This is a genomic window from Streptomyces sp. NPDC031225, assembly GCF_055570355.1.
Map to the genome: position 1 here is coordinate 137,350 of NZ_JBVIHJ010000007.1, position 11,741 is coordinate 149,090.

General features: G+C 71.6%; 11 protein-coding genes. 4 read left to right on the plus strand and 7 right to left on the minus strand.

Translation table 11 applies throughout. The features are described 5' to 3' along the window. Positions 1 to 405 precede the first annotated feature (405 nt). Both ACZ48Z_RS14225 and ACZ48Z_RS14230 read right to left on the minus strand, forming a co-directional pair. Entirely contained in the window at positions 406 to 1,278 is an 873-nt protein-coding gene (locus ACZ48Z_RS14225) for an acyl-CoA dehydrogenase family protein (RefSeq protein ID WP_468736115.1), read from the minus strand. A gap of 95 nt (positions 1,279 to 1,373) precedes the next feature. Then, entirely contained in the window at positions 1,374 to 2,507 is a 1,134-nt protein-coding gene (locus ACZ48Z_RS14230; RefSeq protein WP_468736116.1) for an acyl-CoA dehydrogenase family protein, read from the minus strand. A gap of 137 nt (positions 2,508 to 2,644) precedes the next feature. On the opposite strand from ACZ48Z_RS14230, the gene ACZ48Z_RS14235 reads away from it, so the two are divergent. Further along, the gene (locus ACZ48Z_RS14235) at positions 2,645 to 4,153 is read left to right on the plus strand and encodes a class I adenylate-forming enzyme family protein (RefSeq protein ID WP_468736117.1); all 1,509 of its coding nucleotides are present in this window, start codon (positions 2,645 to 2,647) and stop codon (positions 4,151 to 4,153) included. Here ACZ48Z_RS14235 and ACZ48Z_RS14240 read toward each other — a convergent pair. Next, on the minus strand, positions 4,132 to 4,644 hold the full coding sequence (locus ACZ48Z_RS14240) for an EF-hand domain-containing protein (RefSeq protein ID WP_468736118.1): 513 nt from the start codon (positions 4,642 to 4,644) through the stop codon (positions 4,132 to 4,134). The genes ACZ48Z_RS14235 and ACZ48Z_RS14240 overlap by 22 nt on opposite strands. 192 nt (positions 4,645 to 4,836) lie before the next feature. After that, positions 4,837 to 5,217: an STAS domain-containing protein gene (locus ACZ48Z_RS14245; protein WP_468736119.1), complete on the minus strand. Its 381-nt coding sequence runs from the start codon at positions 5,215 to 5,217 to the stop codon at positions 4,837 to 4,839. Positions 5,218 to 5,530: 313 nt separating this feature from the next. Between ACZ48Z_RS14245 and ACZ48Z_RS14250 the strand changes: the two genes are divergently transcribed. After that, positions 5,531 to 6,121, plus strand: coding sequence for a sigma-70 family RNA polymerase sigma factor (locus tag ACZ48Z_RS14250; RefSeq protein ID WP_468736120.1), 591 nt, complete (start codon positions 5,531 to 5,533; stop codon positions 6,119 to 6,121). Next, the gene (locus ACZ48Z_RS14255; protein ID WP_468736121.1) at positions 6,118 to 7,386 is read left to right on the plus strand and encodes an MDMPI N domain containing protein; all 1,269 of its coding nucleotides are present in this window, start codon (positions 6,118 to 6,120) and stop codon (positions 7,384 to 7,386) included. The genes ACZ48Z_RS14250 and ACZ48Z_RS14255 overlap by 4 nt, the downstream gene beginning before the upstream one ends. Positions 7,387 to 7,623: 237 nt before the next feature. On the opposite strand, the gene purU is transcribed toward ACZ48Z_RS14255, so the two are convergent. Together purU and ACZ48Z_RS14265 are read right to left on the minus strand one after the other, a co-directional pair. Further along, on the minus strand, positions 7,624 to 8,493 hold the full coding sequence (purU, locus tag ACZ48Z_RS14260) for a formyltetrahydrofolate deformylase (protein WP_468736122.1): 870 nt from the start codon (positions 8,491 to 8,493) through the stop codon (positions 7,624 to 7,626). 46 nt (positions 8,494 to 8,539) lie between these two features. After that, positions 8,540 to 9,040 carry an SCO4402 family protein gene (locus tag ACZ48Z_RS14265; RefSeq protein WP_468736123.1) on the minus strand — a complete coding sequence of 167 codons (501 nt, stop codon included), beginning with the start codon at positions 9,038 to 9,040 and terminating at the stop codon, positions 8,540 to 8,542. 118 nt (positions 9,041 to 9,158) lie between these two features. On the opposite strand from ACZ48Z_RS14265, the gene ACZ48Z_RS14270 reads away from it, so the two are divergent. Then, positions 9,159 to 10,505, plus strand: a complete 1,347-nt coding sequence (locus ACZ48Z_RS14270; RefSeq protein WP_468736124.1) for an ABC transporter substrate-binding protein — start codon at positions 9,159 to 9,161, stop codon at positions 10,503 to 10,505. Between the two features lie 37 nt (positions 10,506 to 10,542). Here the strand turns inward: ACZ48Z_RS14270 and ACZ48Z_RS14275 are convergent. Continuing rightward, the coding region (locus tag ACZ48Z_RS14275) for a hypothetical protein (RefSeq protein WP_468736125.1) at positions 10,543 to 11,741 on the minus strand (1,199 nt) is incomplete at its 5' end.

The following is an 11,741-nucleotide window of genomic DNA, read 5'->3' on the forward strand; positions in this document are numbered from 1 at the left end:
AGGAACAACGACCAGCAATGACCAAAGCCGGGATTACGCAACGTGAATCCCTTACTGGACAGCATGGTTGACGTACAGTCACGCCAACAAGCGCTTCGGGCATATTCCAGCGCGAAGGAGTACCCGTGCGGGATACTGTGCGACGCTCGCCCCGGGAAGTCGAACAGGCGGCGGACGAAGGCCCTCCCACCCTGCGATCTGCGGCGCGCATCGCCGGGTCCGGGGCCGCCCCATCGGCAACACCGGCATGGCTCATGCTCCGAACCACTCGCATCTCACACAAGGTACCGGAGCAGGCCGCCGACTCCAGGACGTGACGAGTCACACATAGGACACAACCCGATATCAACGCTCCGTGATTCCGGTATGCCACAATCCGCGACATCCACTCCGGGCGGCGGCGGCTCAGACCAGCAGATCGGCGGCGAGCGCCTCCTCGCTCCCCGCGCCGCCACCGCTCCGTCGGGCCCGCACCCAGGCCCGTTTCAGCAGCAGCTGCACCTCGCACTCCCAGGTGAACCCCATTCCGCCGTACACCTGAAGACAGTCCCGGGCCCCCCGCTCGGCCGCCTCGTCGGCCAGCAGCCGGGCCGCGGCGATGTCCGTGGGGTCCCCGGTCACGGCAGCCGCGTACACCGCGGCCCGCGCCGTCTCCGCCCGCACCAGCAGCTGCGCGCACAGGTGCTTGACCGCCTGGAAGGCCCCGATCGGCTGCCCGAACTGCTCTCGCGTCCTGGCGTGTTGCACGGCCAGCTCACACGCGCGCGTGGCGGTGCCGAGCTGCTCGGCGGCGGTGAGGAGGACGGCGACGGGATCGGCCGCCCCCGCACGTGCGCCCGGCACCCGGTGCAGCGGCGTCAGCGGATCGACCGACTTCAGGGGTACGGCCCCAAAGGCGTCGCCGCGTACGACGTCCGCCTCCTCCAGCCACTCCACCAGCCCGCCGCCGTCGACGTCCGTGACGACGGTCTCCCCCTCGGCAGCCCCGTCCACCACCCCCGCCGCGAGGTGGGTGGCCACCAGCGGCCCCGGCAGCAGAACCCGCCCGGCCTCCTCGAAGACCAACACGGCCTCCGCCGACCCGAGTCCGACCCCGCCGTCCGCCTCCGGCACCCGCAGCGCGAAGAACCCGGCCGCTCCCAGCTCCCGCCACAGCGCGCGGTCCAGCCCAGGAGAGTCCACGGCCGCCCGCAAGGCATCGCCGTCGAACCGCCGAGCGAGCATCTCCCGCACGCCGGCCTGCAAGGCCTTCTGATCCTCGGTCAGTTGAAACCGCATGTCACAGCCCCTTCTCCACACAGGCCGCGTCGGCCACCTCAGGGGTACGGGACCGCACCCGTCGGCCCACAAGCACCCCGCACCCCATCAGGCGCTCACCGCCCTTTCGGCAGCCCGAGAATCCGCTCGGCCACGATGTTCCGCTGGATCTGCGAGGTCCCGGCCGCGATGGTGTACGACAGGGAGGACAACCGGTCGAGCACCCAGGGCCGTTCGAGATCCAGTGACTCAGGGCCCAGGACCTCCGCCGCCGTGTCGTACAGCTCCTGGCGCGCGTGCGAGTAGCTCAGTTTGAAGACCGACCCCCCCACGCCGGGCACCCCGCCGTTCGCCTCCGCCTCGCTCACGTTCCACTGCGTCAGCCGCCACAGCGCCCGGAAGTCGGCGTTGAGCCGTCCAAGTCGCCGCCGCAGCACCGGATCGTCCCAGCGCCCGTTGTCCCGTGCCGTACGGGCGAGTTCGCCGAGCACGCGACGGCAGGCGACCACCTCGCCCACGAAGGCCGTACCGCGCTCGAAGGACAGCGTCACCATGGTCACGCGCCAGCCGTCGTTCTCGTCCCCCACCCGGTTCGCCACCGGCACCCGCACCTCGTCGAGGAACACCTCGGCGAACTCGGCGGACCCGGCGAGCGTCCGCAGGGGCCGCACCACCACGCCGGGGGCGGACATCGGCATCGCCAGCCAGGTGATCCCGCGGTGCTTGGGCGCCTTCGGGTCCGTCCGCACCAGCAGCTCGCACCAGTCGGCGACCTCGGCGTGCGAGGTCCAGATCTTGGAGCCGGTCACCACGTAGTCGTCGCCGTCCCTGCGCGCGCGGGTGCGCAGGGACGCCAGGTCGCTCCCGGCCTCCGGTTCGCTGAATCCCTGGCACCAGACCTCCTCGCCGCGCAGGATCGGCGCCAGCCAGCGTTCCCGCTGCGCGGCGCTGCCCTCGGCGGCGATCGTCGGCCCCGCGTGGAGCAGTCCCACGAATCCTGCGCCCACGTACGGCGCGCCCGCGGTCTCCGTCTCCTCCAGGAAGATCAGCCGGGTGGTCGGCGAGGCGTCCCAGTGCACATGCGCGTACCCGGCGTCGTACAGCATGCGCTGCCAGCCGAGGTCGTAGGCCCGGCGCCCCGGCCAGTCCTCCGGGGACGGCTTCGGCGGCAACGCGGGGAGCGCCTTGGCGAGCCACTCGCGCAGCCGTGCCCGGAACTCCTCCTCCTCCGGCGTGTACGCGAGATCCACGGCAGCCCCCTATCTGATGACCCGTCAGACAGCGCTCGTGGACGAAGGCTAGGCCCCGCACCCCTGGACCGACAAGGCGTCGAGCCCTACGCTCTGCCCACGATCTGACTACCCGTCAGTTCCACAAGGGGGCCGCCGTGACCGACACCGCCCACGCGCTCAGCGCATCCCGCACCCTCTGGGATCTCCTCGCCCGCCGCGCCGACCTGACCCCCGACCGCCCGGTCCTCCTCCAGGACGACCGCACCCTCACCTTCGGTGAACTGCGCGCGCGTGCCGAGCGGGTGGCGGCCGGCCTCCACGGCATGGGCGTACGCCCCGGAACGGTCGTCGCCTGGCAGCTGCCCACCCGGATCGAGACGGCCCTGCTCTCCTTCGCCCTCGCCCGCCTGGGCGCCGTGCAGTCGCCGGTCATCCCGTTCTACCGGGACCGCGAGGTCGGCTTCGCCCTCAGGGAGTCGAAGGCGGAGTTCTTCGCGGTGCCGGGCGTCTGGCGCGGCTTCGACCACACCGAGATGGCACGGCGGCTCGGCGCCCGGGGCGTCTTCGAGGCGTACGACGACCTCCCTGACGGTGACCCGGAGGTCCTGCCCGCCCCGCCCGCCGACGGCACCTCCGTGCGGTGGATCTACTGGACCTCGGGGACCACCTCCGACCCCAAGGGCGTTCTCCACACGGACCGTTCACTGATCGCGGGCGGCTCCTGCCTCGCGCACGCGCTGCGGCTGACGGCCGACGACGTGGGGTCGATGGCGTTCCCGTACGCGCACATCGCGGGCCCCGACTACACCGTGATGCTGCTGCTGTACGGCTTCCCCGCGGTGATGTTCGAGCAGTTCGCGCTCCCGGACGCGCTGGAGGGCTACCGCAAGCACGGGGTGACGGTGGCGGGCGGGTCCACGGCGTTCTACTCGATGTTCCTCACCGAGCAGCGCAAGCAGCCGGGAGTGCGGATCATCCCGAGCCTGCGGCTGCTCGCCGGCGGCGGGGCGCCCAAGCCGCCGGAGATCTACCACGCCGTCGTACGGGAGTTGGGGGCGCAGCTCACCCACGGGTACGGCATGACCGAGGTGCCGATGATCACGATGGGGGCGCCGGACGACACCGTGGAGAACCTGGCTACGACGGAGGGACGGCCCCCGGAGGGGATGTCCGTGCGGATCGTGGACGGGGAGGTGCGGCTGAAGGGGGAGGCCGTCTGCCAGGGGTATCTGGACCCGGCGCAGACCGCGGAGGCCTTCGACGAGGACGGGTTCCTGCGCACGGGCGACCTGGGGTTCGTGAAGGACACCGGCCACCTGGTGCTCACCGGACGGCTCAAGGACGTGATCATCCGCAAGGGCGAGAACATCTCGGCCAAGGAGATCGAGGACCTGCTGGCCGCGCATCCGGCCGTCGGGGACGTGGCGGTGATCGGGCTGCCGGACACCGAGCGCGGGGAACGCGTGTGTGCCGTCGTGGAACAGCCCGAGGGCGCCGAGGAGTTGACCCTGGACGCCGTGACCGCCTATCTGCGCGCGGAGGGCCTGTCCCCCCACAAACTGCCGGAGCAGCTGGAGGTGGTGGAGGCCCTTCCGCGCAACGAGGCCCTGCGGAAGGTCCTGAAGTACAAGCTCAGGGAGCTTTACTCGGGGACGGTGAAGTAACGGGCGAAGGCGGGCACGATCTCGGCCTCGCCGACCTTGCCGTCCCCGTCGGCGTCCAGGGACGCGGCGGCGGCCCGCGCGATGTCCTCGCCCACGCCCAGGATGGTGAGCACACGCGCGGTGTCCTCGACGGTGGCGCGTCCATCGCCGTCCTGGTCGGCGACGGCGAGCGCCGCGTGCAGGAAGGGGCGGGCGATCTCGGCGAACCGGTCCGGGTTGTCGCGCAGCCGCTTCAGGGCGCCGTTGACGAACTCGTCCCGGGTGATCCGCTGGTCGCCGTCCCGGTCCGCGATCCCGGCCATGCCCTGCCAGAACGCCTCCGCGCCCGCGTACAGCGCCTGCCCCTTGTCGGAGCGTGCCGTCGTGGCGAACTCGGTGAGCAGCGCCTTGGCCGCCACGTTGAAGTCCTCGCGGTCGATGTAGCCGTTGCCGTCCTGGTCGAAGGTGGCGAACCGGCCGGCGATACTGCGCTCGTACTCGCTGCTGACCATGTCTTTTCGGACCGCCTCACATCACATCGGGTGCGTCTCGCACGGAGCGTACGACGCGAGCGGCGCCCCGCGGGCCGGAAGACGGCGCCTGTGCCAGGACCGGGGGAATTTCGGGACACCGGTGTGGCAGTCGGGGTGCCCCAGGTCACAGCCGTGCGGGCCCACTTGTACCGGCGTACAGGGCCGGCGCGCTCAGGCGGACAGGGGTTTCGCCTCGTCGTCGGTCGCCGAGTCCAGGTCCGGGTGGACCTCGAACAGGCGGCGCACACCCAGGGCGCCGAGGACGCGGTTGACGTGGGAGCCCTCGGCGGCGCCCTGTTCCGGGAGGATCAGACGCATTTCGCCCTGGCAGGAGCGGATCAGACGGCGGGAGGCAATGAGGACCCCGACGCCGCTGGAATCGCAGAAGTAGACCTCCGAGAGGTCCAGGACGAGACTGTGGCGCCCCTCGGCCACCACGTCGTGGACGTGCTGGCGGAGCACCGGAGAGGTCACCAGATCCAGCTCGCCCGACACACTGAGCACGGCCCAGTCGCCCTGCTCGTCGCCGGTCACATTGAACGCCACCACCATGCCCCTCGCTCGCCGGAGAACAACCGGAAGCCTTTCCTTCGCTTCCTTGCAGCGCGGCTGCCCAGCGGCCGTTCCCTGAAACTCCGACCGAGAAACGGGAATCGTTCGCAAGAGGCTTGTTTTAGTCGACTTCGATCCTGTTCGATCGAGTCTGATCAACGAGTGCGCGGGTGGACAAGGTCCACTACCACCTGAGGCCCCTCGGGGGCGCGCATTGGAACAAAGGGGCGTGCGCTGCCGGAGGTGCCGACTACATTCGAGGAGACAGTGGGCGCAGGCTTGACTCGGACACTTCCAGGGGTGAGGGGGCCGCATGGCGAAGAAGGACGCACCGCCCCGTTGGGACCGCAAAATGCAGCAGCGGCTCGCACGCGGTGAGGCGGCCGCGCTCGGTGAGCTCTACGACCGTTTCGCTTCACTCGTGTACGGGCTTGCCCACCGAGTGCTCGAAGACGAACGCGCCGCCGACGGCATCACCCGGGACGTCTTCATCCACGTCTGGGAGCACCCCGAGGCCTACGACCCCAAGCAGGGCCCGCTGCGCTCCTGGGTCGCCGGTCTGACCCACCGCCTGGCCGTGCAGCGGCTGCGCGTCACCGAGACCGCCGCACTCACCCAGGGCGGCGAGGGCGCGGTCGCCGACACCGAGGAGCTGGAGCGCAAGGTGCATCGCGCCTCGGTCGCGGCCCGCGCCGACTACATCGTCCAGGCCATGCCCACCCCGCTGCGGGCCGCCCTGGAACTGGCCTACTTCCAGCGCCGCGACTACCGCCAGACCGCCGCCGACCTCGGCGTCACCGAGGACGAGGCCCGGCGCCGCCTGCGCCTCGGCCTCCAACTCCTGTCCACCGCCCACGACACCGGAGCGCCGGGGGCTCCGCCGGGATACGGGGGCGCGGCGTGAGCGACCGTTCCGAGGAACACGACGACCACGAAGAACCCGAGAACCAGGGTCCCGATCCCGGCCGGCCGGCCCGCATACCCCTGCCCCGGGCCTCCGTGGAGGACACCGGCCTTCCCCTGCCCGCCCTGGACGAACTGCCCGATCCCGCTCCCCTCGTTCTGGAGCACCGTGTGCTGAAGTCACTGCTCGGGGCGTGGGCACTGGCCGCCTGCTCCGCGCAGGAGACGGCCGCCGTGGAGGATCACCTCGGCGACTGCGGCTCCTGCGCCGACGAGGCACTGCGGCTGCGCGGGGCCGTAGGACTGCTCCAGCGCCCGGAGAGCCTCGACCTGGACCCCGGCCTGCGCACCCGCGTCCTCGACGGCTGCCTCGACCGGCGCCCGCCGCGCATCCCGCTGCCCGGGTGGGCCATGCCGTACGACGCCGAGACCGCCCGACTCGACGCGCTGCTCCAGGACTTCGGCGACGCCGAGTGGCACGCCCCGGTCAGGCTGCGCTGGTTCGACGCCGACGAGGCCACGAGCCGCCGTACGACGGTCGCCGGGGTCATCGCCCACCTGCTGTCCGTCGACGGTCTCGTCGCGGTCGCCCTGGGCCTGGACGATCCGATGGGCGAGGTCCCCGCGGTCGCGCCCACCCCGGCGGGCCGCACCGAGGCGTACTGGCGCGCGTCCCACTTCCCGCCGACCCGTTCCGTCCGGGCCCCCTGGCGCGAGCAGAGCCACGACCTCGTCCGCACGGTGTCCTTCACCGGCGGCACCGCGGGCAAGCTCGCGGTGGCGTACGGCGACTTCGAACTCCCCCTCCACGACGCGATGCTGGACCGCGCCTTCGAGTGCTGGGTCCACGCGGAGGACATCGCGGAGGCGGTCGACTACCCCTACCAGCCCCCGTCCCCGCGCCACCTCAACCGCATGATCGACCTGGCGGCCCGCGTGTTGCCCGGAGTGCTGGCGGAGCGGCGGCAGAAGGGGCTGGCGTCACCTGTCCCCGGACGGCACCTGGCACCTGCCGGGGAACCGGGGCGCAGTCTGCGGCTGGAGATCGAGGGCCTGGGCGGTGGCGAGTGGCTGATCCCCCTCGACTCCCCCGCGGCGGTGGGTTCGGCGGCACACGAGGTCGCCCATGTGGCGCTGGACGGGGTCGAGTTCTGCCACCTCGCCGCGGGCCACGTGTCTCCTGCGGAGGCTGCGGCGGGTCAACTGGGTGATCGTGAGGCCATCAGGGACGTGCTGCGGGCGGCGGCGAGCCTGAGCCGGATGTAGCGCCGTCGGCTGCGGGCCGGTGGGGGCTGGTCGCGCAGTTCCCCGCGCCCCTTGAAGCACCTTCGGTGCATCCACTCGGGGCCGGTGGGGGCTGGTCGCGCCCACGCGGCGGAGCCGCAGATCGAAACAGCCCCGCGCCCCTAGGCAGACGCACCGAAGGTGCCCAAGGGGCGCGGGGAACTGCGCGACCAGCCACAGACGGCCCGCAGCCGTCCTACGACGGACAGACCCGCGCTCCTAGGCGAACACGACCGTCCGGCGCCCGTTCAGCAGAATCCTGCGCTCGGCATGCCACTTGACCGCCCGCGCCAGCGCCTGGCACTCCACGTCCCGCCCGATCGCCACCAGTTGGTCCGGCGTGACGTCGTGCGCCACCCGCTCGACCTCCTGCTCGATGATCGGCCCCTCGTCGAGGTCGGCGGTCACGTAGTGCGCCGTCGCGCCGATCAGCTTCACACCCCGCGCGTGAGCCTGGTGATACGGCTTCGCGCCCTTGAAGCTCGGCAGGAACGAGTGGTGGATGTTGATGATCCTGCCGCTCAGCTGCTTGCACAGGTCGTCGGACAGCACCTGCATGTACCGGGCGAGCACGACCAGCTCGACGTCCTGCTCCCGCACCAGCTCCAGCAGCCGCGCCTCCGCCTCGGCCTTGTTCTCCCGCGTCACCGGAATGTGGTGGAAGGGAACGTCGTACGACTTCACCAGCTCGGCGAACTCGGTGTGGTTGGAGACCACGGCGGCGATCTCCACCGGGAGGGCCCCGATACGGGCGCGGAACAGCAGGTCGTTCAGGCAGTGCCCGAACTTGCTGACCATGAGCACGACCCGCATCCGGTCCTCGGCCCGGTTGAGCTGCCAGTCCATGTGGAAGGAGTCACCGATCGCCGCGAAGGACGCCCGCAGCTTGTCCACCGTCACCGGGGACTCCGCCGAGAAGTGGACGCGCATGAAGAACAGACCCGTGTCGTGGTCGCCGAACTGCTGGCTGTCCTCGATGTTGCAGCCCGTCATGAAGAGATAGCTCGACACGGCGTGCACGATGCCCTGCTTGTCGGGGCAGGACAGCGTCAGGACGTACTGCTCAGCGGGGGCGGACTGCTCGTTCATGCAGGACAGGGTCGCATATCCACCGGTGCCGGAGACATCGCGTCCGTCACGCGGACCGGGTCATGAGCTGGAGCAGCTGGAGCGTGCGCGGCGGCGCCTCGGGGTCGTCCCCGTCGGCCGCGGCCATCCGCACGTGCGCGTCCCGGGCGGCCCGCACGGCGTCCGGCCACCCCGGGTTCTCCATGTATACGGAGACGGGGGCGTCGGGCCCGACCTGGTGCATGATCCGCAGCACCCGCAGGACGGCGGTGTCGACGAGGGCGGCCTCCTGGGAGTCCCGGAAGATCGTGCCCACGTATTTCTCGGCGGACCAGCTGTCCAGCCAGGTGTCCTCGACGAGGCGGTACACGGCGTCGGTGACGTCCCCGTACCCCTCGACGCCGGCCAGCCAGACGCTCTGCTGGAACCCTGGGTCGGAGAGCATGTGCAGCGCGGAGCGCACATTGCTGCGCCAGCGCCACCACGGCATGTCGTTCAGTGGCATGCCGCCCATGGTGGGGGAGCGACGGCCGCGACGGGAAGAGTTCTCCGAACCTTGCACGGTCATCGATCGTACGTTCTTCCCACGTATGTACCTCACAGCCCCCCGTTGTTCACCTTTACGTCACCCTTCATTGACCGAGAGTCACTTCCGAGTTGGCGATGTGACGGAAGCGTGTGTGCCCATGACCGGCAGGCGACGCATCCGCAGCACCTTCCTCCCCGAGCACCACCGGCCCGTCAGAGCCACCGTCCGAGCGGCGGGAGCGCTGCTGGCGTGTGCCACGCTCGCCGCCGGCTGCGGGGTCGTCCCAGGTACCACGGGGGGTTCCGGGGACACCTCGATCAAGGTCATGACCTGGGCACCCACGGACACCAACGCGACCAACAAGCCCGGCATGCCCGCCTTCGCCCAGGCCTACGCCCGCTGGATCAACTCCAAGGGCGGCATCAACGGCCACAAGCTCACCGTCCTGACCTGCAACGACCACAACAACGGGGTGGCCGCCGCGAAGTGCGCCCGGCGCGCGGTCAAGGAGAACGTCGTCGCGGTCGTCGGCTCCTACAGCCAGTACGGCGACTCGTTCTTCCCGCCCCTGGAGGGCGCGGGCATCCCCTACATCGGCGGCTACGGCGTCACCAACGCCGAGTTCACCAGCCCGCTGTCCTACCCCGTCAACGGCGGTCAGCCCACACTGCTGGCCGGCCTCGGCAAGGAGCTCGCCTCGGCCTGCGGCGCCGTCACCCTCGTACGGCCCGACACCATCGCGGGCGACGAGCTGCCCGTGCTGCTGGACTCGGGGCTGACCACCGGCGGGCACAGGGCCGCGAGCGACGTGCGGGCGGCGGACGACGCCACCGAGTACTCGGCGCAGTCGACGAAGGCCCTCGACAGCTCGGCCTCCGCCACCTCGGGCTCCGCGTCCGGCTCGGCGAAGGACGGGTGTGTGGTGCCCGCGCTCGGCGACCGCACCAGCACCTTCATGGACTCCTTCCGGCGCGCCCGCAAGGACTACCCCGCGGTGCGCACGGCCATGGCGATGGGCAGCGTCGACCAGACGGTGATCGACGCGTCCGGCGGGGCGTCGGGGCCGTACGAGGGGTCGTACATCAGTGGCTGGTACCCGGTGGAGGGCGATGCCCGCTGGGCCGCGATGAAGAAGGTCATCAGCAAGGAGGCCTTCGGCGACAACCGCATCGACTCGGCGGACGCGGGTGTGCAGACCACCTGGATCGCCTACACGGTGTTCCGGAAGGCCGTCGAGTCGCTCGGCGGTGGCGAGGTGTCCGCCGACAGCATCCGCGGCGCCCTCAACGACGGGCTCAAGGTGCCGACCGGCGGGCTGACGCCGACCCTGCGGTGGGCCACCCGGGCCACCTGGAGCGCATCCGACGACCTCGCCTCGGTGGGCTTCCCGCGCATGGTGAACGCCAACGTGACGCTCCAGGTCGTGCGGCAGGGCCAGCTCGTGGCGGCCCGCCAGGGCTTCACCGACGCGACGAAGACGCTCAGGAACGCCGACCTCGACTGACCGGGTGGGGGCGCGCGCCGCACCCCCACCCGGGCACCTACAGCTGGGTCGCCGAGCGCTCGGTCAGGCTGTACTTCTTCGCGATGGCGTTCCACAGCCGGGCCGCCCTGGCCTTCTCGGTGCTGGCGGTGCCGCTGTCCCGGTTGCCTGCCGCCGTCTGGCCGGTGGTGCGGGCCTGGCCCTTCTTGCAGCCCTTCTTGCCGGCCGACTGGTCGGCCCAGGCCGCGTAGTGGTTGTCGGCGGACGCGGACGCCTGCCAGGCCCTGGTGAGCGCCGCGGTCAGCTCGGTGTGGCTCGGCAGCCGGTCCACGGAGAGCGCCTTCAGCCGGGTCACCAGCTCGGTGCGCTGGGTCGCCGCGTCCCGCAGGTCCTTGGCGGCCTGGGGGAGGTTGTTGCAGGACTTCACGTTCGCCACCGCGCTGATCACCGAGGAGCGGCTGTTGCCGCTGTCCGCGAGCAGCTTGTCCAGCTCGGTGGCCTGTGTCTTCGCCGCGTCCGTGGACGGCGAGGCGGACCCGTCGCTCGCGGGGGCCGTCGCCGACACGGTCTGGTTCTTGTCGCCCCCGTCGTCGCCCCCGCCCCCGTTCCCGGCGAGCAGCGCGCCCGCGCCGACACCGAGCACGACGATGCCGATGCCCACGGCGGCGATGACGGGCACCCGCGATCGCCTGCCCCCGCCCTGGTCGCCGTGGTCGTCATAGTCGTCGCCGCCCGGCGGGACGTACGGCGGCTGCTGCGCGGCGTACGACGGCTGCCGGCCCCCGTACCCGAGCGACACAGGCTCGGGCTGGGCGAAGCGCGGCAGTTGCTGCGTGGACGCGGGACCGCCGTCGCCGCCGGATCCGCGGAAGAGGTTGTCGAACTCGGAGGGCGGCTGCCGGTCCCCGCCGTAGGCCGCACCGGGGTCGTGCCCGGGCACGGGGGCGATGAACTGCGTCGCGTCGGCATCGGAGCCGGCCGGGGCGGCGGGCGGGTACGGGGCCGCGTGCTGCGCGCCGTACGGGGCCTGCCTCGGGTAGTGGGCCGCCTCGGCGGACACCTCGGGCGGGAGCGCGCCGGGGCGGACGGGCGGGATGTACTGGGTGGCCCCCTCGTAGGGGGCGGGGCCGGCCGCGACCGGCGGGATGAACTGCGTGGCGCCTTCGTCGGCGGGCAGCGGCTGGGACTGGGGGGCCGGGGCCGACGGGAGCGGCTGACCCACCGGCGGCAGGTAGTACGACGTCGGCTCATCGGTGT